The organism is Streptomyces olivaceoviridis, assembly GCF_014650115.1.
Classification (GTDB): domain Bacteria; phylum Actinomycetota; class Actinomycetes; order Streptomycetales; family Streptomycetaceae; genus Streptomyces; species Streptomyces olivaceoviridis.
This window is the reverse complement of record NZ_BMUI01000005.1, coordinates 267,200-289,029: the sequence shown is the minus strand read 5'-3', so window position 1 is coordinate 289,029 and position 21,830 is coordinate 267,200. Positions and strand designations below refer to the sequence as shown.

16 protein-coding genes and 1 pseudogene are annotated in these 21,830 nt (G+C 74.6%); 9 read left to right on the top strand and 8 right to left on the bottom strand.

Annotated features, from left to right (window positions below; genetic code table 11):
• Positions 1-31 precede the first annotated feature (31 nt).
• On the bottom strand, positions 32-2,881 hold the full coding sequence (locus tag IE273_RS12535) for an AfsR/SARP family transcriptional regulator (protein WP_229887201.1): 2,850 nt from the start codon (positions 2,879-2,881) through the stop codon (positions 32-34).
• 91 nt (positions 2,882-2,972) lie between these two features.
• Positions 2,973-3,536, bottom strand: coding sequence for a LysR substrate-binding domain-containing protein (locus IE273_RS12530; RefSeq protein WP_229887200.1), 564 nt, complete (start codon positions 3,534-3,536; stop codon positions 2,973-2,975).
• A 181-nt stretch (positions 3,537-3,717) separates the two neighbouring features.
• Here IE273_RS12530 and IE273_RS12525 point away from each other — a divergent pair, with 181 nt between their 5' ends.
• On the top strand, positions 3,718-4,605 hold the full coding sequence (locus tag IE273_RS12525; protein ID WP_189815195.1) for an NAD(P)-dependent oxidoreductase: 888 nt from the start codon (positions 3,718-3,720) through the stop codon (positions 4,603-4,605).
• A gap of 192 nt (positions 4,606-4,797) precedes the next feature.
• On the opposite strand, the gene IE273_RS12520 is transcribed toward IE273_RS12525, so the two are convergent.
• Positions 4,798-5,442: a hypothetical protein gene (locus IE273_RS12520; protein ID WP_229887199.1), complete on the bottom strand. Its 645-nt coding sequence runs from the start codon at positions 5,440-5,442 to the stop codon at positions 4,798-4,800.
• Positions 5,443-6,097: 655 nt separating this feature from the next.
• On the opposite strand from IE273_RS12520, the gene IE273_RS12515 reads away from it, so the two are divergent.
• The 6 genes from IE273_RS12515 (at position 6,098) to IE273_RS12485 (ending at position 13,081) form a co-directional block, all read left to right on the top strand.
• A complete protein-coding gene (locus tag IE273_RS12515; RefSeq protein WP_229887198.1) occupies positions 6,098-6,916 on the top strand; it encodes an FG-GAP repeat domain-containing protein in 819 nt (272 codons plus the stop codon).
• A gap of 56 nt (positions 6,917-6,972) precedes the next feature.
• Positions 6,973-7,416, top strand: coding sequence for an ester cyclase (locus IE273_RS12510; RefSeq protein WP_189815194.1), 444 nt, complete (start codon positions 6,973-6,975; stop codon positions 7,414-7,416).
• A gap of 33 nt (positions 7,417-7,449) precedes the next feature.
• Entirely contained in the window at positions 7,450-7,773 is a 324-nt protein-coding gene (locus IE273_RS12505) for a GNAT family N-acetyltransferase (RefSeq protein WP_189815193.1), read from the top strand.
• 105 nt (positions 7,774-7,878) lie between these two features.
• Positions 7,879-9,108 carry a glycoside hydrolase family 88 protein gene (locus IE273_RS12500; protein ID WP_189815192.1) on the top strand — a complete coding sequence of 410 codons (1,230 nt, stop codon included), beginning with the start codon at positions 7,879-7,881 and terminating at the stop codon, positions 9,106-9,108.
• Positions 9,109-9,357: 249 nt separating this feature from the next.
• Entirely contained in the window at positions 9,358-10,002 is a 645-nt protein-coding gene (locus tag IE273_RS12495; RefSeq protein ID WP_189815191.1) for an HD domain-containing protein, read from the top strand.
• 211 nt (positions 10,003-10,213) lie between these two features.
• Positions 10,214-13,081, top strand: coding sequence for an SDR family NAD(P)-dependent oxidoreductase (locus tag IE273_RS12485; RefSeq protein ID WP_229887197.1), 2,868 nt, complete (start codon positions 10,214-10,216; stop codon positions 13,079-13,081).
• A 267-nt stretch (positions 13,082-13,348) separates the two neighbouring features.
• Here IE273_RS12485 and helR read toward each other — a convergent pair whose 3' ends face one another.
• Positions 13,349-15,505, bottom strand: coding sequence for an RNA polymerase recycling motor ATPase HelR (helR, locus tag IE273_RS12480; RefSeq protein WP_189815190.1), 2,157 nt, complete (start codon positions 15,503-15,505; stop codon positions 13,349-13,351).
• A gap of 211 nt (positions 15,506-15,716) precedes the next feature.
• A pseudogene (locus IE273_RS12475) lies at positions 15,717-16,938 on the bottom strand (glycosyltransferase).
• Positions 16,939-17,155: 217 nt separating this feature from the next.
• Here IE273_RS12475 and IE273_RS12470 point away from each other — a divergent pair.
• Positions 17,156-19,339, top strand: a complete 2,184-nt coding sequence (locus IE273_RS12470) for an FUSC family protein (protein WP_229887196.1) — start codon at positions 17,156-17,158, stop codon at positions 19,337-19,339.
• Positions 19,340-19,384: 45 nt separating this feature from the next.
• On the opposite strand, the gene IE273_RS12465 is transcribed toward IE273_RS12470, so the two are convergent.
• Both IE273_RS12465 and IE273_RS12460 read right to left on the bottom strand, forming a co-directional pair.
• Entirely contained in the window at positions 19,385-19,756 is a 372-nt protein-coding gene (locus IE273_RS12465) for a hypothetical protein (RefSeq protein WP_189815189.1), read from the bottom strand.
• Between the two features lie 30 nt (positions 19,757-19,786).
• Complete coding sequence (locus IE273_RS12460) at positions 19,787-20,125, bottom strand: SH3 domain-containing protein (RefSeq protein ID WP_189815188.1); 339 nt, start codon at positions 20,123-20,125, stop codon at positions 19,787-19,789.
• 177 nt (positions 20,126-20,302) lie between these two features.
• Between IE273_RS12460 and IE273_RS12455 the strand changes: the two genes are divergently transcribed.
• Positions 20,303-21,214, top strand: coding sequence for a LysR family transcriptional regulator (locus IE273_RS12455; protein WP_189815187.1), 912 nt, complete (start codon positions 20,303-20,305; stop codon positions 21,212-21,214).
• 13 nt (positions 21,215-21,227) lie between these two features.
• Here the strand turns inward: IE273_RS12455 and IE273_RS12450 are convergent, their stop codons facing one another.
• Complete coding sequence (locus tag IE273_RS12450; protein ID WP_189815186.1) at positions 21,228-21,788, bottom strand: DinB family protein; 561 nt, start codon at positions 21,786-21,788, stop codon at positions 21,228-21,230.
• Between the last annotated feature and the right edge of the window lie 42 nt (positions 21,789-21,830).

Genomic DNA, 21,830 nt, shown 5'->3' with positions numbered 1-21,830 from the left:
ACCCGCTTCGCGCCCCGGACCCCGGGCGCCGTCATCCCGCACCGGACCGCTCCTCCCGCCCGGCGAGCCGTTCCCGGACCTGTTCCGCGTCCGGATGACCGAGCCGGGTGAGCAGGGCGAGGGCCTGCTCCCAGGCGGCCCGCGCGCCTTCCCGGTCACCGGTGGCCAGGTGTGTGTCGCCCATGCGGGTCAGCGTGCCGGCCTCCGGGTACGGGACGCCGAGCGCCCGGTACAGCGTCAGCGCGTTGCGGTAGCCGAGCAGGGCGTGCGGATGCCGGCCGAGGCAGTGGTAGGCGTAGGCGATGCTGTCCCAGGCCGCCGCCTGGCCGTACCGGTCGCCCAGGTCCTGGAGCAGGGTGAGGGCCTCGAAGCAGCGCGCGAGGGCCGGCCGGTACTCGCCGCGCAGCGCGTGGTACCAGCCGACGGAGTTCAGGACGCTGGCCTGCGCCGGCCGGGACCCGGCGGTGCGGTACAGCTCCAGGGCGAGCTGGTTGTGCCGCAGGGCCCCCGCCAGGTCGCCCTCCTGCTCGCACGCCCAGCCCAGACTGCGGTGGGTGCCCGCCCGGCCGACGGTGTCGCCGGCGAGGGTGAACAGCGTGAGTGCCCGGTCGAGGTGGGCCCGGCTCTCGTCGGACAGGCCCAGCCTGCCCTCCGCCCGGGCGAGCCCGCGCAGGGCGCGCGCCTCCAGGGCGGGGTCGGCGAGCCGCAGCGCGGCGTCGAGCGCGGTGCGCTGGGCGGCCAGTCCGTCGTGCCAGTGGGCGCGCCGCTCGAAGTACGGCTCCAGGGACCAGGCCAGCAGGCACGCGTACCGGTCGTGGCCGGTCGTGGCCGCCGCCCGGAGGACGGCCGGCAGCGCCGGGTGCTCGGCGGTGAGCCAGGCGAGGGCCGCGCTGTCGTCGGCGAACGGCACGGCCCGCGCGTCCGGCGGCGCGGGCGGCAGCGCCGGGACGTCACCGCTGGGGTCGAGCAGCGTGCCGGCGGCGTGGGCGCGCTCCACGTAGTGCCGGAACAGCCGGTCGCGGGCCTCCTGCCGCTCGGCCTCGGTGTGGTGCTCGGCGAGGAGGTCACCGGCGTGGGCGCGGAGCAGGTCGTGGAAGCCGTAGCGTCCGGGCGCCGGTTCGGTGACGAGGTGGACGGCGGCGAGTTCGCCGAGCAGCGAGCGCGCCCGGCGCGGCGGCAGCCCGGCGAGCGCGGCGGCGGTGGCCGCCGACAGGTCCGGGCCGGGGTGCAGGGCGAGCAGCCGGAACAGCCGGGCGGCGGCGGACGACACGGCCCGGGTGGACCAGGAGAAGACGGTGGCGACGTCCACCGGGGTGCCGGGCCGGGTGAACGCGTCGAGGCCGCCGCGGGCCTCGCGCAGTTCGGCGGCCACGGCCGCCAGCGGGAAGTCCGGGCGCAGGGCGGCGCGGGCGGCCACACAGGCCAGGGCGAGGGGCAGTCCGGCGCACCGGGCGACGATCTCGTCCACCGCCCGTGGCTCGGCGGCGATCCGTCCGGCGCCGAGCCGTCCGGCGAGGAAGTCCCGCGCCTGGCCGGCGTCGAACGGCCGCAGGGTCAGCGAACGGGCGCCGTGCGCGGCCACCAGCCCGGTCAGGTCGTCCCGGCTGGTGACGATGGCGAGGCAGCCGGGCGTGCCGGGCAGCAACGGCCGTACCTGCTCGGCGTCCCGCGCGTTGTCCAGCAGCACGAGCACCCGGCGCCCCGCCAGCACACTGCGGTACAGCGCGGCCTGCGCGGCCAGGCCTTGGGGGACGTGTTCGGGCGGTACCCCGAGCGCGTGCAGGAAACCGCGGACGGCCTCACCGGGGTCGGTGACCGCTCCGGAGGCGGCGAAGCCGCGCAGGTCGACGTAGAGCTGCCCGTCCGGGTAGCGGTCGGCGACCCGGTGGGCCCAGTGGACCGCCAGCGTGGTCTTGCCCACCCCGGCCATCCCGCCGAGCGCCGAGACCAGCACCGTCCCGACGGGCTCCCCACCGGCGAGCGGGTCCAGCAGCTCGGCCAGTTCGGTGTGCCGACCGGTGAACGCGGGCAGGTCGTGCGGTAGTTGGGCGGGTACGACGGGACGCGCGACGACGCCCTCCGCGGGCGGCGGCTCCGCCGGGTCCCCGTCCCCCGTCCCGCCCAGCGCCGTCCGGTGGGCCTCCTGGAGTTCGGGCCCGGGGTCGATGCCCAGTTCCTCGGCGAGCCGGCGGCAGGCGTCCCGGCAGGTGGCGAGCGCCTCGGCCCGCCGGCCGGTGGCCGCGAGGGCCAGGACCAGCCGGGCCAGCAGGGGCTCGTCCAGCGGGTGCGCGGCGGCGGCCTGCCGCAGCCGGGCGAGGACCGCGCCGGGCACGGCCGCCTGCAAGGCCGCGTCGGCCGCCTCCCGCAGCGCGGCGAGCCGCTCGCGCTCCAGCCCGTCCGCCCCGAGCCGTTCCCGCACGTCCGGGGCGACCCCGGAGGCGACGGGGCCGGCCCACAGCGTCAGCGCCCGGCCGAGCAGTTCCACGGCCCGTCCGGGCACACCCTCGGCGACGGCCCGCCGGGCCTCCTGCCGCAGTGCCCGGAACCGTGCGAGGTCCACGTCGACCCCGTCGGTGACGAGCCGGTAGCCGCCCGCGCCGCGCACCAGCCGGCGCCCCGGCGTCCGGGCGGGCAGCCCCGGCTCCAGCAGCCGGCGCAGCGAGCCGACGTGCCGGCGGACCACGTTGAGGGCGGTGGGCGGCGGACCCGGCCCCCACAGCACGTCGACGATCTCGGGCACGGGCACGGGCTGACCCGCCCGGAGCAGCAGCAGGGCCAGCAGCGCCCGCGCCTGCGGCCCGCCGGCGTCCAGCTCTTCCGCCCCCCGCCAGACCCGCACCGGTCCCAGCACCGCGAACCGCACCGACACCCCTTGTGGCATCCCGCTCCCTCCGCTCACGCCTTCGGCCCCCGACTGTACGTGTCCGGGGGAAACCGGCAGGAACGGCGGACTCCGGAAGCAGCGGCTCGCGCTACCGGTCCCGGGCGGCGCGCCGGAGGGTCTCCCGTACCCGGCGCACGTCGGGGTTGGTCTCCGCACCGGGGCGCTGGGCGAGGAACAGGGTGTTCAGCGGCGCCACTTCCGGTTCGTGCAGCAGGGCGAGCCGGCCGGAGTCGAGGTGTTCCTGGCACAGGGAGCGGGGCAGCACGCTGTGACCGGCGCCCGCGGTGACCGCCGAGAGGACCGCGTACAGGTTCGGCACGGTGACCGCGGCACGCGCGGTGTGCTGCTTGCCGAAGACGGTCCGCCGGTAACGCCGTACGAGGGGCAGGTCCTCGGCGTAGGTGACCAGGGGTACCTCGCGCAGGGCGGCGCACAGGTCCTCCGCCCGAGGGTGCGCGGCGGCGCGCTCGGCCCAGGCGGGTGCGGCGACCAGCAGGTGGTCTTCGTCGGCGAGCGGCACCGACTCCAGGGTTCCCCGTGGGCGCCGGCCCGGGTGGTGGAGTTCCAGGCGCCGGCCGAGGGCGTCCCGGGCCGGCTGTCCTGGACGGCCCGGCAGGACGGCACGCCGGAGGAGCGGCTCGACGTGCCGCACGCCTGGCTGGTGGAAGATCTCCCTGGCGGCCGGGTCCGTATCCTCACCCAGGAGACGCGGATCGGCCGGCCGCCGAACTGGTCCGGCAGACGCCGAACCCGATGCTGGGCGGCCATCAGGCGTGGCTGGACGGCCTGGTCCGCGCCGCCGAAGCCGCATAGTCCCCCTGGGAGTTGACGTCATGACCGACAAGCTCACCGTGAGTGTCCTGGGCACCGGCATCATGGGTGCCGCGATGGCCCGCAACCTCGCGCGGGCCGGACACACCGTCCGCGTCTGGAACCGCACCCGCGCCAAAGCCGAACCGCTCGCCGCCGACGGCGCGCACGTCGCCGGCACGCCCGCCGAGGCCGTCGAGGGCGCCGACGTCGTCCTGACCATGCTCTACGACGGCCCGGCCACCCTGGACGTCATGCGTGAGGCCGCCCCCGCGCTGCGCTCCGGTGCCGCGTGGGTGCAGTCCACCACCGCCGGTGTCGAGGCCATCCGTGACCTGGCCGCCTTCGCCCGGGAACACGACCTCGTCTTCTTCGACGCGCCGGTACTGGGCACCCGCGAGCCCGCCGAGGCCGGCCAGCTCCTCGTCCTCGCCGCGGGCCCGAGCGAGCACCGCGCGGCGGTCGCCCCGGTGTTCGACGCGGTCGGGTCCCGCACCGTGTGGACCGGCGAGGACGGCGCGGCCGGTACGGCGAGCCGCCTCAAGCTCGTCGCCAACAGCTGGGTCCTCGCGATCACCGCCGCGGCAGGCGAGGTGCTGGCCCTGGCCCGGGGGCTCGACGTGGACCCGCAGAACTTCTTCGACGCGATCGAGGGCGGCCCGCTGGACATGGGGTACCTGCGGGCGAAGTCGAAGCTGATCCTCGACGGCCCGTTGACCCCTGCCCAGTTCGCGGTGGCCACGGCGGCCAAGGACGCCCGGCTCATCGTCCAGGCGGGTGAGCAGCACGGCGTGCGCCTCGACGTGGCCGCCGCGAGCGCCGAGCGCATGGAGCGTGCCGCCGAACAGGGCCACGCCGACGAGGACATGGTCGCGGCCTACTTCGCCAGCTTCGGCTCCGACGACCGGTGAGGGCCTCTCCGTGCCCCTGCGACGCACCGGTGTCCACACCGGGGTCGAGCGCCGGCACGGCGGGCGCACGCTGAAGGACCGCGAGCATGTCCGCGTCCAGCGACCGGCGGCCCGGGGCGAGGAGGCCGGCCGAGGCGCGGACCTCCGCGTGGCCTCGCTCGGCCGCCGCCGGCCGCTCGGCGCGGCGGGCGCTCACGCGCCCGTCTCGGCGCCCTCCGTCGTCTCCCGCGCCGATTCGCCCGGCACGACGTAGAAGACGGACGTGCCCTGCTTGGTGCGCTGGGCGCCGTTCTTCGCCACGAGGTTCTCCAGCGTGGTGCGGACGACCTTCCTCTGGATCCCGCGCTCGGGATACGCCTGGACCAGTGCCTCGCTGACCTCGGCGGCGGAACGGGGCTCCGTCTGCTCCGCCAGGTGCCGGCGGACGAGTTCGATCAGGGTGGGCTGAGCGGGCTCGGACGGCGACGCCTTCGTGGCCGCCGGTTTCGCGGCGGTCGCCTTCGTCGCCGCCTTCGTCGCCACCGGCTTCTTCGTCGCGGTCTTCTTGGCCGCCGGCTTCGCCGCCGCGGGCTTCTTGTCGTCGGCGCGGCGCGTGCCGCCGCTCTTCTTGCGCGGGGCGGGTACGACGGCCCGCCCGGCCGGTGCGGCGAGGCCCAGTGCCTGCTGCATGTTCAGCAGGGTGCCGTGGTCGTGCTGAAGGGTGGCCAACTGCTCCTGTAGAACGGCGATTTCAGCCGTGATGCGTTCCTGCTCCTTGAGGTTGTGTTCGAGGTCGTTGGTCACCTGGCTGACGTACTGAGAGGTCAATTCGGTGACGGGCCCGGCGCTTTCCGGCATCAGTTCCTCCGCTCCTGACGGTGCGATACCTGGATGATACGGGTCGGTCAACCCGTTTTCACCGTTGGCGAGGTGGCAGCGGCTGACCGACAACCCGCTCCGGGCCGCTACCGGGCGCGCCAGCATACCGCCGGTGAGGGCAGGTATGAGTCCGGTCGGACCGGCGGGCCGTCACGTGGGTGTCACCGTCAGGGTGAGCCCGACCGGGCGCAGTCCGGGCGCCCGCGCGACCTGGGTGACGCGGCCCGACCGTGCCAGGTGTGGCGGCGCGGCTGCCGGAAACCGTCCCCGTTGTGCGGGTTGCCGTCGGCTGCGCAGCGCCGCCGGAGCGCCCACCGTGGTGAGGGACGTCCGGCCGGTCTCCCCGCCGTCCCGGCGGGCGACCGCCGTCAACCCGCCCGGCCGGTACGGCACCGCAGTCGCCCTGAAAGTAGGGGTACGCCATGACCGAAGCCGCCCCCGGGAGTGGTGCAGCGTACGGGCGCGGCGCCAGCCGGGCGGCACGCGCCGGTCGCCGATGTCCGCCGCCGTGCACTCCGGAGCCACGGATGTCCCACCGATGCCGGATTCACCCGGGTGGCCCCAGGCGGCCAGACAGCCGCTGCCGGGGCCCCGCCCCCGGGCGCGCCCGGCCCCGTGACTACGATCCCTGCCCATGCCCGTACGTGAACCCAGCGGTACCTCCCGGCCGGGACGGCTCACCCGCACGGCGTTCCTGCTGGCGGGCGGGCTGTTGCTCCTCGCCGGCGGCGAGGACTGCCTGGGCGGGCCCCCGCCGCGCCCGACGGGACCGCCCGCCGTCACCGCCTGCCTGACGCGATCGGGGGACCTGATCGCCGACGTGAACAACGACGGTCTGCCGGACCGGATCACCGACCCGTCCCACCGGGGTGCCCGGGCGGCCATCACCTTCGGCATCGGCTCGCCCCGCGAAACGACGGTCGGGGCACGGGGGTTGGCCGACCGCACCGCCGGCCGGCAGGAGTACGTGAGCGCCGCCGTGGCGGACTTCGACCGGGACGGCTGGACCGACCTGGTCGTCGTGGCGGGCCAGGAGCAGGGCGGCGACGACCCGGTCCGGCCCCGGGTGGCCGAACTGAGGCTGGGACCCTTCTCCGACACCGGCCGCAGCCGGCGGACCGTCCCCCTCGACCTGGGGGCCACGAAGGACATCGCGGTGGCCGACTACAACCACGACCGGTATCCCGACCTGACGGCGTACACGTACTCCGGAGACGGCACCTACGAGATCCAGGCCCGCCTGGGCGACCCGCACCGGGGCCTGTCGCCCGACACCCGCGCCTACACGACGGACGCCCCGGCCACGGGCTACGACCCCCCGTCGCCGCTGCCCCACGCGGGGCAGGCCCCGTTCTACCCGCCCTGCGGGACACGGGAGAGGCGGTCGGCCACGGTGAGGACCATGTCCTGCGCACGCGGCGATGTCACATGCAGGCGGGCCGGCCCGTCGTAGAGGGCGTACGAGCGAGAACCGACCCGAGGACTCGCGCCGACCCGAGGAGCCACCCCGTGCCGACAGCCCAGGAAGCACGCAACAAAGCGACGTTCCGCCGCCTGCACGACGCCGTCCACACCGGTGACCTGGAGACCGTCTCGAAGGCGATCGACGAGATCGTCGCGCCGGACCTGCTGTTCCACGCGCCGGTGCCGATGGGGGCGACGGGCGCGCAGGCACTCAAACGCGTGTGGGAGGTGCTTCTGCGCGCGTTCCCCGACCTGCGCGTCGAGATCGAGGACGAGATCGCCGAGGGGGACAAGGTCGTCTTCCGGAACACGGTCACCGGTACGCACCAGGGGGAGTACCAGGGCCTCCCGGCCACCGGGAAGACCGTCAGGTACGACGAGATCTTCGTCCTCCGGTTCGCGGACGGCCGCGTCGCCGAGATCTGGGGTGTCGTCGACGTCCTCGCGCAGATGCGGCAACTGGGCATGCTCCCCGGCGGCCCGTCCTGACCGCGCGATGTGTGCGGGAGCCATGAGTTCCCCGTGTCCGAGCGGACGGTCGCCGGGTGGCGACAGGCGGACGACGCCGAGGAGGACGAGGCCGAACGGGCGCGGATCACCGTGGCGCCCGGGGCCCGTGGGACGGGGCTGGGCCGCGTGCTCGTCCAGGGCCTGCTCGCGCGGGCCCTCCGGGCCGGCTTCACGGATGTCCACCCGCGGGCGCGCCCCGGCGACGACCGGGCGCTCGGGTGTGACCCGGTCGCCGGGTTCCGTCCGGTCGCCCCCGGCCTCGCCGAGAGCTGGACCACCGCTCAGCCGGTCGGCCACGTCTGGCTCCGGCACGACTCCGGTGCCCCCCGGCGTTGACGGAGTTCACACTGATGAACTGTGCACACATGGGTGTACACGGTCGTGGCCGGTGTGCAAAGCTCGGCCAACTTCTCTTGTCCACAGTGGAGTTGGAGGGCGAGCATGAGCGTTTCCCGGCGTGCGTTGCTGGCCACGGCGGCCGGTGCGGCGGCCGCAGGGACCTCCGCGGTGCCTGCCGCGGCGGCGTCGGACCGGCAGCCATCAGGAGCGACCACGCGGACACTCCGCGCGGCGGCGGACTACGCCGTGGAGAAGGTCCGTAGCGTCGCGCCCGGAGTGACGGGCTTCCCGGTCGGGACCAGGTTCGAGAAGTGGACGTACTCGCGCAACGGCGACTGGGTGGGCGGCTTCTGGCCCGGAACGCTGTGGATGGCCTGGCTGTACAGCGGGGACGACGCCTTCCGCGCGTGGGCGGTCGAGTCGGCCCGGAACCTCGCCCCCCGGCAGGACGACACGAGCACGCACGACCTCGGTTTCCTCTTCTCCCCGTCCTGGGTCACCGCCTGGCGCCTGACCGGTGACGACGAGTGGCGGACGGGCGCGATACGGGCGGCCGACTCCCTGATCCAGCGGTACAACCCACGCGGGAAGTTCATCCGGGCCTGGGGCGCGCTGACGGACCGCGCCAACGCGGGCCGCGTCATCATGGACACGATGATGAACCTCGATCTGCTGGCGTTCGCGAGCCGGCAGACCGGCGACGGCACCTACCTGGACATCGCCGTCGAGCACGCGCGGACCGCCCAGCGCGTCTTCCCCCGCCCCGACGGATCCACCCCGCACGTGTTCGACTTCGACCCGGACACCGGCGCCCCCGTCGGCCCCAACACGGTGCAGGGCTACAGCCCCACCTCCTGCTGGTCGCGCGGGCAGGCCTGGGGCATCTACGGTTTCACCACGATGTACCGGCGGACCGGGCACAAGGAGTTCCGGGACACCGCGCGCCGACTCGCCGACTTCGCCATCGGAGCGCTGACCCCGGACCACGTGCCGGTGTGGGACTACCGCGCACCGCAGCAGCCGCACGACATCAAGGACGCCTCCGCCGGCGCCATCATGGCGTGCGGCCTGCTCGACCTGCACGCGGCCACGGGCAGACACACCTACCGGGAGGTGGCGCTGCGGCTGCTCACCGCGCTCGCGGACACCTGCCTGACGAGGAACTCGGCCCGCGCCGACGCGGTCGTGGCCCGCTGCACCCGCAACCGCCCGGCCGAGGACGGCATCGAGGTCTCCCTGCCCTACGCGGACTACTACCTCCTCGAAGGCATCCTGCGCGTGCTCCGGCCCGAGGCCGTCGACCGGGCGATCGACCTGTCGCAGCCGGCCTGAGCCGGCTGCGCGGCGACCGGGGGGACGTCCTCGCGGTCGCCGTCCGCACCGGCACGGACCGGCCGCCGCCGGCCCGCCTCGTCGACGCGTGTCCGGCCGTACGGGCCGGCGGGCGGCGGGCCCCGGCGGCGGATGTCCGGATCCATGGGTTGCCTGTCTCCATGGACATGGTGCCGCCCGCGGCCGCGGGCCGACACTGAGGTCACAGCGCGATGGCGCGCGAACGACTGGCAAACACGAGGTGCAAAGATGGCTGACGAGTCCGTGGCCGGCGGAATCACCGTGCCCGACACCAAGCTCGCCCGGGAGGCGACCCAGCTCGTGCGGGACGAGACGAGCGATCTGATCTACCACCACTCGCGCCGCGTCTACCTGTTCGGCGCGTTGCGGGGCCGCCGGCGCGACATCGGCTTCGACCCGGAACTGCTGTACATCGGCGCCATGTTCCACGACCTCGGCCTCGGCGCGCGCTTCCACGGCAGCGGCCGGCGCTTCGAGGTCGACGGGGCGGACGCGGCCCGCCGGTTCCTGCGGGAGCACGACGTGCCCGAGGACGCCATCCGCCGGGTGTGGACGGCGATCGCCCTGCACACCACGCCCGGCATCCCGGAGTTCATGGAACCCGAGGTGGCGCTGGTCACCGCCGGTGTGGAGTACGACGTGCTGGGCATCGGATACCACGACATCGCCCCCGCAGACCGCGCGGCCGTCGTCGCACTGCACCCCCGCCCCGACTTCAAGCGGCAGATCCTCGACGCCTTCGCCGAAGGCATCCGTCCCAAGCCCGAGACCACGTTCGGCAACGTCAAGGCCGACGTCCTGGAGCACTACGTGCCGGGGTTCGAGCGAGGCGACTTCGTGCGGACCATCCTCGAATCGCCGTGGCCGGAGTGAGCCCCGCGCGCCCGCGGCATGTCGTGGCCGTGCTGACCTTCCCCGGTGTCCAGCTGCTGGACGTGGCCGGACCCGCGGAGGTCTTCACGACCGCGAACGCCTACGGGGCCCGGTACGACGTGCGGGTCGTGTCCGCCGCCGCGGGGCCCGTGGCCACCTCCGCCCAGGTACGGCTGGACACCGCCGGCAGCTGGGAGGACCTGCCGCGCGGTTGGGAACGCTCGTGGTCCCGGGCCGGCGGGACTGGCGGGAGGCCGTCGCCGACCCGGCGCTGGTGGCCGGGACGGCGGCACTGGCCGGGCGGGCCCGCCGCGTGGCCTCGGTGTGCGCCGGCGCCTTCATGCTGGCCGCGGCCGGGCTGCTCGACGGGCGGCGGGCCGCCACGCACTGGCGCCTGGCCCGGGAACTGGAGGAGGAGGTGCTGGGGCACCTCGGCCCCGAGGTGTCCGTCGCCGCCGTCAACGGGCCCCGCGCCGTCGTCGTCTCCGGCACCGAGGCCGCCGTCGCCGCCGTCGCCGGGGCCTTCTCCGGCCGCCGCACCAAGCGGCTGCGGGTCAGCCACGCCTTCCACTCCCCGCTGATGGACCCGATGCTGGCGGAGTTCGAGAAGACGGCCCGCGAACTGCGGTACGCGCCGCCCGCGATCCCCGTCGTCTCCGACGTGACCGGCGCACGCGCGAGCGAGGACGAGCTGTGCGCGCCCGAGTACTGGGTCCGGCACGTCCGTGAGGCGGTCCGCTTCGGCGACGGCGTCCGCACACTGGAGGCCGACGGCGTGCGCACCTTCCTCGAACTCGGCCCCGACGCCGTCCTGTCGGCCATGGGCGCGCAGGCCGTCGCCGACACCGAAGAGTCGGCGTTCGTCCCCGCGCTGCGCCGTGACCGCGACGAGGAGCGGACCTTCGCGACGCTGCTCGGCGCCGCCCATGTGCGCGGCGTGACCGTCGACTGGCAGCGGGTCTTCGCCGGTACCGGGGCCCGCCGCACCGATCTGCCGACCTACGCCTTCCAGCGGCGGCGGCTGTGGCTGGACGACGGGCCCGGCGCGGTCACCGACGCCGGCGGGCTGGGCCAGGCACCGGCCGGGCACCCGCTGCTCGGCGCAGCCCTGGAACTCGCCGGCGACGACCGGGTGGCCCTCACCGGCCGGCTGTCCCTCGCCACCCACTCGTGGCTCGCGGACCACGCCGTGGCCGGGGTCGTGCTCGTCCCGGGCAGCGCCTTCGTGGAACTGGCCGTGCAGGCCGGCGACCGCACGCACTGCCCGCGCGTGGAGGAACTCACCCTGGAACGGCCCCTGGTTCCTCCCGAGCGGGGCGCCGTCCACCTCCAGATGGCCGTCGCGGCCCTCGACGCCGACGGGCGCCGGCGGTTGACCGTGCACGCGCGTCCGGAGGGCGCGGACGGCGAGTGGATCCGGCACGCCACCGGCGTCCTCGCTCCGCACACCGCCCCCGAACCGGCCCCGGTGACCGACTGGCCGCCTGCCGGAGCCGTACCCGTGGACGTCACCGGCACCTACGACCACCTCGCCGGACAGGGCTACCACTACGGCCCGTCCTTCCGCTGCCTGCGCGGCGCCTGGCGGCTCGGCGAGGAGGTCTGGGCCGAACTCGCCCTGCCCGACGCCGAGGCGGCCGACGGCTTCGGACTGCACCCCGCGCTGCTCGACGCCACGCTGCACGCCATCGACCTGCTCGACGGCCAGGACCCGACCGTGATGACCCTGCCCTTCTCCTGGGAGGGCGTCACCCTGTACGCCACCGGCGCCACGGCCGTCCGGCTGCGCCTCACCCCGCACGGCACCGACCACATGACCCTGCGCCTGTACGACGGCACGGGCGCCCCCGTCGCCGAGGTGACCGCGCTCCGCGTCCGCCAGGTGACCACCGAGCAACTGAACGCGGCCACACCGGCCCCCGGCGACCTGTTCCGCGTGCGCTGGACCGAACTCCCGCTCACCCGCACCGACTCGGCACCCGAGCCCCGTACCCTCACGGTGACCGCGGACGGAACCTTCGGCCCCGACTCGGCGGACGGTTCCGGTTCCACGCCCGCGCCTCGCGTGGTCACCGTGACGGCGGAGGGCGACCCAGGTGACGACCTGCCCGCGCTGGCCCGTCGTACCGCCGTGCGGGCCCTCGCCGCGCTGCGGCAGGACCTCGTCGACGTGCCGGACGGCGCGCCGCTGGTGGTGGTGACCCGGTCCGCCGTCGCCGTCCACGCCGACGCCGTGCCCGACCCGGCGCAGGCCGTGCTCTGGGGCATGGTCCGGGCGGCGGCGGTCGAGCACCCCGGCCGGTTCGTGCTCGTCGACACCGACGACGACCCGGCCTCGGCCGCCGTCCTCCCGGCCGCCGTCGCCACCGGCGCACCCGAACTCGCCCTGCGGGCCGGCACGGTGTACGCGCCGGAACTGGCCAGGGCCACGGACGCGGAGCCCGGCCCGGCGCCCGCGCTCGACCCGGACGGCACCGTGCTCGTCACCGGCGGCACCGGCAGCCTCGGCCGGCTGCTGGCCCGGCACCTGGTCACCCGGCACGGCGTACGCCACCTGCTGCTCACCGGCCGGGGCGGGCGGCTGCCCGAGCCCGGCGCCCTGGACGACCTGGCCGCCCTCGGCGCCGAGGTGACCGTCGCCGCCTGCGACGCCACCGACCGGGACGCGCTCGCCGCCCTGCTGGCGTCCGTGCCGGCCGAGCACCCGCTGACCGCCGTGGTGCACGCGGCCGGCGTCCTGGACGACGGGCTGCTCACCGACCTCACCCCCGAGCGGCTGGAGGCGGTGATGCGCCCGAAGACCGACGCCGCCTGGCACCTGCACGAGCTGACCCGTGACCTCGGCCTCGCCGCGTTCGTCCTGTTCTCCTCCGCCGCCGGCACCCTGGGCGCGGCGGGACAGGCCAACTACGCGGCCGGGAACGCCTTCCTGGACGCCCTCGCCGCGCGGCGCCGTGCCGAGGGCCTGCCGGCCCTGTCGCTGGGCTGGGGGCTGTGGGACACGGGGGAGGGCATGGCGGCCGGTCTCGGTGGTTCGGATGTCCGCGGCTTTGCTGGTGAAGTACCGAATAAAGATTAGGTGCTCATAGCAGGCAGAAACGCTATCTGTCTGTTAAAGAAAGGGGCCGGGCGCGGTCAATCGTGACATCGGTCACGGGAAAACGCTTCCGCTGCCCGTTCGGGCAAGGTCATTGCCCGGGGGCCTGTGAACCCTTTAGGCCGGAGGCGGTATACGAAGGAGCACGCCTCCGGCCACCACCGGCCCGCCGTCCACCGGCCCGCCGCCCGGCCTGGCCGGACGGCGGGCCGGCCTGCCCCAACCGACGACCGCGCACCGGCCCTCGGGTCAGGGACTCGTGAGGACGACCAGTTGCCGGGTCGCCCGGGTCATCGCCACATAGTGGTCGACCGCCCCTTCGACGCCCTCGCCGAACCTCTCCGGGTCGACGAGGACGACCAGGTCGAATTCGAGTCCCTTCGACAGCTCCGGCGTCAGGGAACGGACGCGGGCGGTCGGCCGGAACGCGGGATCGCCGATGACACAGGCGATCCCGTCGGCGTGCGCGGCGAGCCAGCTGTCGAGGATCGAACGGAGCTCGGAGACCGAGCCGTGGACGACGGGGACGCCGTTGCTGCGGATGGACGTCGGCACGTTGGCGTCCGGCAGCACCGCCCGGATGACCGGCTCGGCCTCCGCCATGATCTCCTCGGGCGTCCGGTAGTTGACGGTCAGGGACGCCAGGCGGATCCGGTCGAACCCCACCCGGGCGAGCCGCTCCCGCCACGACTCCGTGAACCCGTGCCGGGCCTGGGCACGGTCCCCGACGATGGTGAAGCTGCGGGACGGGCACCGCAGGAGCAGCATCTGCCACTCCGCGTCGGTCAGTTCCTGCGCCTCGTCCACGACGATGTGCGCGAACGGCCCGGCGAGCAGGTCGGGGTCGGCGGCGGGCAGGGCGCTGTCGTCGACCAGGGAGTTGCGCATGTCCTGCCCGTGCAGCATGACCAGCACGCCTTCGCCGTCGTCATGGGTGTGCGCTTCCAGCAGGTTGTCGACGACCCTGTCCATGCGCTCGCGTTCGGCGGCGAGGACGGCGGCGTGACGGCGATTTCGCCGAGCCGCCTCCGGGTCGCCGAGCCGCTGCCGGGCAGCGTCCAGGAGCGGCAGGTCGGACACCGTCCAGGCCTGGGCCTCCGCGCGCTGCAACAGCCGCACCTCCTCGCGGCTCAGCCACGGGGCGCACATCCGCAGATACGCCGGTACCGACCACAGGTCTCCGACGAGATCGGCCGCCTCCAGCAGCGGCCAGGCACGGCCGAAGGCCGCGAGCAGCTCCCGGTTGCGCAGCAGCGACCTGCGCAGCAGTTCGGGCGGGGCGTCACCGTCGTGCTTGTCCACCAGGATCGTGAGCAGTTCCTCCCACACCTGCTCCCGTGCCTCGTTGTGCGGAGTACCGGGTTCCGCCGCCTCGAACGCCACGGCCCAGTCGTCGGCGCTCAGCCGGATGTCGGACCAGTGCGTGGTGACCGTCATCCCCTCGGCGGGCGGCTCCTCGTAGAACGCGACGGCCTTCTCGATCGCCTTCACCATGTCGGCGGACGACTTCAGCCGGGCCACCTCCGGATCCGCCTCGGCCACGGCTCCGGCGCCCTCGGCGACCAGGTCCCGCAGGGTGCACGTCTGCACCCCCTCCTCGCCGAGGCTGGGCAGGACGTCGGCGACGTAGGCCAGGTACGGCCGGTGCGGACCGACGAACAGGACGCCGCCCCGGCGGTGACCCAGGCGCGGGTCGGCGTGCAGGAGGTAGGCGGAGCGGTGCAGGGCGACGACGGTCTTCCCCGTACCCGGACCGCCGTCCACGACGAGGGCACCGCGCGAGCCCGCCCGGATGACGGCGTCCTGGTCGGCCTGGATGGTGCCGAGCACGTCCCGCATCCGCGGCGACCGGCTGCCGCCCAGACTGGCGATGAACGCGGACTGGTCGTCCAGCGCGGCATGCCCGACCAGCCCGTCCGGGGTGAACACCTCGTCCCAGTAGTCGGTGATCCGGCCATCGGTCCAGCGGTACCTGCGGCGGCTCGCCAGACCCATCGGGCGGGCGTGGGTGGCTCCGAAGAACGGCTCGGCGGCGGGGGAGCGCCAGTCGACCAGCAGCCGGCGGCCCGCGCTGTCGGTGAGCCCGAGCCGGCCGACGTAGACGGGCTCCTGGCTGTCCGCGCCGACCATGCGTCCGAGGCACAGGTCCAGTCCGTAGCGGCGCAGGGCGCGCAGGCGACCGGTCAGCCGGTGGATCTCGGCGTCCCGGTCCATCGCCTGCCGGCCCTTGCCGCCCGGCGCCCTGCGCTCGGCGTCGAGACGGTCGGAGAGTTCGGCGATCGACTCCTCAAGGCGCTCCGCGATGGCCGCGAAGTGCCGCTCGTCGTCGGCGATCAGCGCCGGGTCGGCCTTCGCGGCGAGGCGGTCGGGGAGGTCGAAGGCACGGGTGGGCAGGGGAAGTTTCACGTCAGGGGCTCCCTTGTGAGGCCGGTTACGGCCGTGGCAGGCGGCAGGCGGCAGGCGGCAGGACGGCAGGACGGCAGGACGGCAGGACGGCAGGACGGCAGGACGGCAGGACGGTGGGACGAGGGGACGGGGCGACGGGGCGACGAACTCGCGGCCACGGGGTGCGGTGTTCCGTGTGCCGCGTGGCCGCTCTCGGTTCGGGCCGGCGGGCTCAGCCGTGCGCGTCGAGCAGCAGCCGCGCGGCCACCGACGTCCCGTCGGTGCGGACGCGGCCGGCCACGGCCGCCGCTCGTCCGCGGATCTTCGGGTCGAGGGCCGTCCGCAGAGCGGCCGACAGGGACGCGAACGTCGGCGTGGGACCGTCGTGCGCCGCGCCGATGCCCAGCTCCCGCCACCCGGCCCGCCCAGTACGGCTGGTCCGCCAGCTGGGGCACGACCACCTGGGGCACGCCGGCCCGCGCCGCGGTCGTCGTCGTACCGGCGCCGCCGTGGTGCACGACGGCGGCCACCCGGCCGAACAGGGCCTGCTGGTTGACCTCGCCGACGACGAGGCAGTCGTCCCGGTCGTCGACCGGGGCCAGACCGGCCCAGCCCCGGGCCACCACCACGCGCCGCCCCTGCGCGCGGACCGCCTCGACGGCGACCTGGCCGATGTCCGCCGCCGCGTGCAGGGGCATGCTGCCGAAACCCACGTACACCGGTGGTGCACCGGCCTGAAGGAACGCCGTCAGGTCGGCCGGCAGCGGGCGACCGTCGGGCAGGAGCCAGGCGCCGGTCTGGACGACGTCGAGGTCCGGGCTCTTCCGCCAGGGGTCCAGCACCGGGTCGGTCGCCAGCCACGGCCGGTCGCCGACGACGTAGTCGCGCACGTTCTCCACCGGGGGCAGGCCGACCGACGCCCGGCTCGTGTTGAGCGCCTCACCGAACAGCGCGTCGGCGTTCCGGGCGTCCAGCTCCCACAGCGCCTCGTTGTCGGTCACCTCAGGCGGGAGCGGGCGGCCCGGGTACGCCAGCGGCCGGCGGTGCGGCGCGGGCAGGGTGAGCTGCTGGAAGGTCACGGACACCGAACGGACGCCGAGCTTCTCCGCCACCGACAGCGCGCCGGCCGCGGCGGGCAGCGCGCCGGTCGCCACCAGCACCTCGCAGCCCTGCGCCGCCTCGGTGACCGTGTCGAGCTGACCGGCGATCAGCTCGGCCGCGCGCCGGGGCAGGGACGCGGGCGGGGGCGCCGCCTTCGTCAGCGCGCGCGCCGACGGGCCGACCGGGATCAGCGGGACGCCGACCTCGGCCAGCCGCTGCGCGAAGTCCTCGTCCGGCGGCGCGCACACCCGCACCTGAGCGCCGAGCCCCCGCAACCGCGCCGCGAGTCCCGCCAGGGGTTCGACGTCCCCACGCGATCCATATGTCGACAGAAGTACACGCACTTCGTGCATCACCTATTTCCGCAGCTTCCTGACCTCGGCCGGCAATTCTGCGGTACGACGGGGGCCTTGCCGCAAGCCCCCCGGTGCGCTATAAGTTAAGAGTGGCGAGGAGTGGCTGACTCCTCGCCTTCGTGTTTGTGCCCAGGCGATTCGCCTCGGCGACCCCCTCGGCGACCCGCCTGCCCAGTGACGTGCCGGATGCCCCGCGGTGGGTGATTCTGGAGGAGTGTGGGGTGAGCGAGGTGCGCGGCTCCAGGCGGCCTACGCCGCCTCCGGCCGTCGTGCGCTGCGTGTGACACTCGTGGCCGCGGCCGGCTTCTACGCCTTCCGCTACGGCTTCGGCCGTCCCGTGGCGGCGACCTACGCGCTGTTCACCGTGGTCGCGCTGGGCGGGCTGGCCAGGATCCCCGGTACCGGGCGGCAGCGCGCGGCGTTGATGACGCGCCTGCTGCCGGTGTGCTGGGTGCTGGTGGCCGCCGGCACCTATCTGTCGGTGCGGACCTGGAGCGCGGTCGTCGGCATGCTGGTGGTCGGCTTCACACTGGCCTTCGCCGCCGTCGGCGGACCCCGCCCGGCGGGCGCGGCGCCGGGCCTCCAACTCCTCTACATCCTCCCCTCCTTCCCGCCCTACGACCCCGGCTCGTTGGGCGACCGGCTGATCGGTACGACGACGGGGCTGGCCTTCTTCGCCGCGGCCGAGGCGCTGCTCTTCCGGGAGCCCGCTCCGCTGACGTACCGGGAGCGGGTCGCCCGGGCGGCGGTGGTCGCCGAGCGGTGCGCGGCGAAGCTCGCGGCACACCGGGACGCCCTGTCCGGCACCGACATCCTGGCGGCCCAGGAGGTGAGCCAGTCGCTGCGGTCGCTCAGCGTGCCCGAGGCGGAGCGGCCGGCGGGGCCCGGGGTGCGCGCCCGCGCCCTCGCCCACACCGGCCTGGCCACCCGTACCCTGCTCGGCAGGCTCGCCGAGCTGCCCGCCCTGCCGCACCAGGGCCCGGCACCCGAGGTGACCGCCGTACTGCGGGCGGTGGCGCGCACGGCCACGGCGACCGCGAGCTGCCTGCGGGCCGGGACCTCCCCCGCGGCACGGCAGAAGGAGCTGACCGCGGCACGCGCCCACCTGTCCGCCGTGTCCGCGGGCCCCCCTGCCCTCCCGGCCGGCGCCCTTCTCCCGCCCGCCGTCCTGCGCTGCCACGCCGCCGTGCTGGAGATCGCCGACGCGGCGCTGGCCATGGGCGCGGCGGCCGATCTGGCGGTGCGGGGCCGGCACGCCTCGGTGGAACTCCAGCCCGGCCGGTTCTGGTACGCCACCGCCTGGGCCCCCGTCCTGTGGTGGCACCGCCTGCGCGGCCACGCCGGGCGCCGCTCGGTGTTCTTCCAGAACGCGGTGCGCATCGCCCTGGCCCTGACGGCGGCCCGGCTGGTGGCCGGGGTGGACACACTGCCGCACGGCTTCTGGGCGATGCTGGCGACCCTCACCCTGACCCGCACCACCATGGGCGAGACCTGGAGCACCATCCGCCTGGCGCTGGTGGGCACGCTGGCCGGGGCCCTGCTGAGCGCCGGCATCCTGATCTCCGTGGGCTCCGACACCACCGTGTACGCCGTCCTCCTGCCGCTGTGGATGCTGCTCGGCTTCACGGTGGGGCCGGTCAGGGGCGTGGGATGGGCGCAGGGACTGTTCACCGTGCTCGTGGCGCTGGTCTTCGCACAGCTCGCGCCGCCGACCTGGCGGCTGGCGGAGGTCCGCGTGCTGAACGTGCTGATCGGCAGCGCGATCGGCGCGGTCTTCGGCGTGCTGGCCTGGCCCCGGGGCGGCCATGAGGAACTGCGCCGGACGGCGGCGGACCTGCTGCGCAGGGCCGCGGAGATCGTCGTGGCCACCAGTGCCTCGGTGGCGTGCGGCACGGTGTCGCCCCCGCTGTCCAGGGCGCCCCATCACCGCTGCCTGCAACGTGCCATCGTCCTCGCGGAGTCCGCGTACGCGCAGGTGCAGAGCGAGCCGACACCGCCCTTCGGCGGCAGCGGGCGCCGGGTGCGGCCACCCGCCCTGGACTGGCAGGCGACGCTGATCGCCGGGCATCACACCCTGTGGGGCTCGACACGGCTGCTGGAGCCGCCGCTCACCCCGCTGAACCCGGCGGCGGCCCTGTCGGCCGGCATGCTGGGGGAGCGGGTGGCGGGCCGGATGCTGCTGGTCTCGGCGGCGCTGGACCCGGGGGACGACACCCCCGTCGCGGCGACACCGCTGATCGATCCGGCCCTCCCCGGCCTCACCGCCGAGCCGCCCGGCGCTCCCCGCCGGTACTACGCGACCGTCGCGTGGCTGGACTCCCTCATGACCGACCTGACACGCATCACGTACGCCGTCCCGTGGCACGCGCCGGCGCGGACGACGGCCGACACCTCCTGAGCCGGGCGCCTGGCGTGGCGCCCGGAGGAGGTGTCGCGCCCGCGGCTACCGGTTGAGGGTGATCGAGTTGTACGGCGTCAGGTTGAAGCTCCCGATCTCCTGCTCCAGGAGCGCCAGATGGCACCCGGCGCCGTTGTAGCTGGTGCACAGGCTCATGCTGGCACCGCCGTACTGGTTGTTGAAGACGTAATGATCGCCGTACTGGTTGCTCAGGTTGTGCGCGCCGTAGCTCCAGTACACGTTGGTCGGGTGCGGGTCGAGGTACGGGTTGCGGTCCTGCCCCCAGATGCAGACGGCCCCGTACGGGCAGCCGTTCCAGTCACCCGCGGCGGGCCGCGCCTGCGCCGCGCCGCTCAGCGCCACGACGGAGGCCGCGGCGGTCACCGCTACGGCGAGGCTTCGCGAGATCTTGTTCATGTCATCCCCCTGTCTGAAGCGGGCTCGCGCTCAACACTGCGCCGAAGCGGGCAGGTTGGCGTACGCGTCGCCCTTGAAGTACACGGCGCTGCTGTAGCCGTCCGCGAAGCCGATCCAGATGTCGTTGGTGTAGCCGTTGTCGGTGATGGTCTGACCGTGTGTCCAGCAATAGGCCTGGTAGGTCTGGCCGGCGGTGAGCGTGGCCAGATACGCGCTGTCCTTGGTCGGCAGCTTGCGGACGTTCACGTTCTCGTACGGCACCACGCTGTACGACGTCTCGTCGGCCGCCGCGGCGGCTGTCCCCACCGGTGCGACGACCACCGCCGCGGTGAGGACGCCGAGGGCGGCGAGCACGCGGGTACGACGCATGTGGATTCCCCCAGTCTCAGCGCAGCAGGCGGTCGGTGACGCGGTCATGTCCTGCTGCTGTCCTCGGACCATGCTGCCCGCCGTCCCGGCGACCGGGACAGGGACGGTCCGTAGGAGAAAGGGCGATGCTTCGATAGCCTTTTGACTATGGTCCCTGCTCAAGGACGTCGCGGGAAGGTGCGGGAGCCGAGCGTCCATCAGCTGCGCCTGCTCCTGGCGGTGGCAGAGGAACTGCACTTCAAGCGGGCAGCCGCGCGGATGTTCATCTCGCAACCGGCACTCAGTCAGCAGATCCGGGCGCTGGAGGAGCGTCTGGGGATCGGCCTGGTCGAGCGCGGAAGCGGCGGTGCGCGGCTGACGACCGCCGGTGCGGCCGTCGTCGAGGAGGCCAGGGCCGTCGTCGCGGCGATGGAACGACTGCTCCGGGTGTCCGACGCGCATGCCGACGCCGTCCGGGGGGAGTTGTGCGTCGGCTCCCTCGGCGCCGAGGCGGCCATGCCGCACGCCAGGGCCGTCCTCGCCCACCTGCGTGACCACCACCCGCACCTCCAGGTCGAGGTGCGCAACCTGAACTTCGTCGAGCAGTTCGAGGCACTGGCGAACGGGGAGGTCGACGCGGCCTTCCTGCGCGGCCCCCTGCCCCCGGGCCTCCAGAGCGTCCGGCTGGCCAGTGAGCCGCGGGTCGTCTGCCTCCCGGCGGACGACCCCCTGGCCGGCGAGACCACGCTCACCCTGGCCCAGCTCGCGGACCGCACGGTGGTCGACATGCCACGCGACGTCCCGCGGCTGTGGTGGGACCACCTCACGGTCAATCCACGACCGGACGGTACGCCGGTGCGGTTCGGCCCCGTCGTCCGGGACACCGAGGCCATGGTGCTCGCCGTGCTCCAGGCACGGGCCATCACCTTCCTCCCGGCAGCCGCGCGCCAGCTCTACCCACGACCGGGCCTCGTCTACGTGGACGCGCCCGAGCTGGGCGAATCGGAGTCCTACCTGGCATGGCTCCCGGCACACCGGGACGTGCTCGCCGTACGCGCCCTGCGCGACGCGGCCCGCGCCACCGCACAGGAGTGTGAACAACTCCCGTGACACTCCGCCCCGGTCACTGGCCCACCCGTCCGTCGACGCACTCGCGCAGCAGATCGGCGTGCCCGCAGTGACGGGCGTACTCCTCGATCCTGTGCACCAGCAGCTCGCGCACCGCGATCCTGTCCTTCCCCAGCCGCTCACCCAGATCGGGGTGCTCGGCCAGCGCCGCGTCGGTCGCGGCCTGCTCGCGCTCCGGATCGGCGTACGCGGCGTCGACCACGGCCCGCTCGGCGACGGCTCCGAGGAAGTCCCCGTCCGGCTCGCCGTACAGCTTCGGCGGCGGGTCACCGTCGCTGATCCAGCCGCGCCAGTCCCGCTCCACCTCGGCGAGGTGGCGCAGCAGGCCGAGCAGCGACATGGTCGACGGCGGTACCGACCGGCGGGCGAGCTGCTCCGGGTCCATGCCCTCGCACTTCATCCGCAGGGTGGTGCGGTACCCCGTCAGGAAGTCCTCCAGGGTCGCCGACTCACCCTCCGGACCGGCTCCCTCGCTGTGCCGGGGATCGTCCGCGGGGTCGACCCACATGTCGGGGTGGACGGTTGCCTGGCTCCAGCGCGCGGGTTGCTCACTCATGCGTGCCATGGTCGTCCCGCTCCGCCTGAGTCCGCCAGTGTC

What these genes read in the sequence shown, in the direction of transcription:
- IE273_RS12535 (WP_229887201.1), bottom strand. Translation starts at nt 2,881, where the DNA reads ATGCCACAAGGGGTGTCGGTGCGGTTCGCGGTGCTGGGACCGGTGCGG.
- IE273_RS12525 (WP_189815195.1), top strand. Translation starts at nt 3,718, where the DNA reads ATGACCGACAAGCTCACCGTGAGTGTCCTGGGCACCGGCATCATGGGT.
- IE273_RS12520 (WP_229887199.1), bottom strand. Translation starts at nt 5,442, where the DNA reads ATGCCGGAAAGCGCCGGGCCCGTCACCGAATTGACCTCTCAGTACGTC.
- IE273_RS12515 (WP_229887198.1), top strand. Translation starts at nt 6,098, where the DNA reads ATGCCCGTACGTGAACCCAGCGGTACCTCCCGGCCGGGACGGCTCACC.
- IE273_RS12500 (WP_189815192.1), top strand. Translation starts at nt 7,879, where the DNA reads ATGAGCGTTTCCCGGCGTGCGTTGCTGGCCACGGCGGCCGGTGCGGCG.
- IE273_RS12495 (WP_189815191.1), top strand. Translation starts at nt 9,358, where the DNA reads ATGGCTGACGAGTCCGTGGCCGGCGGAATCACCGTGCCCGACACCAAG.
- IE273_RS12465 (WP_189815189.1), bottom strand. Translation starts at nt 19,756, where the DNA reads ATGAACAAGATCTCGCGAAGCCTCGCCGTAGCGGTGACCGCCGCGGCC.
- IE273_RS12460 (WP_189815188.1), bottom strand. Translation starts at nt 20,125, where the DNA reads ATGCGTCGTACCCGCGTGCTCGCCGCCCTCGGCGTCCTCACCGCGGCG.
- IE273_RS12450 (WP_189815186.1), bottom strand. Translation starts at nt 21,788, where the DNA reads ATGAGTGAGCAACCCGCGCGCTGGAGCCAGGCAACCGTCCACCCCGAC.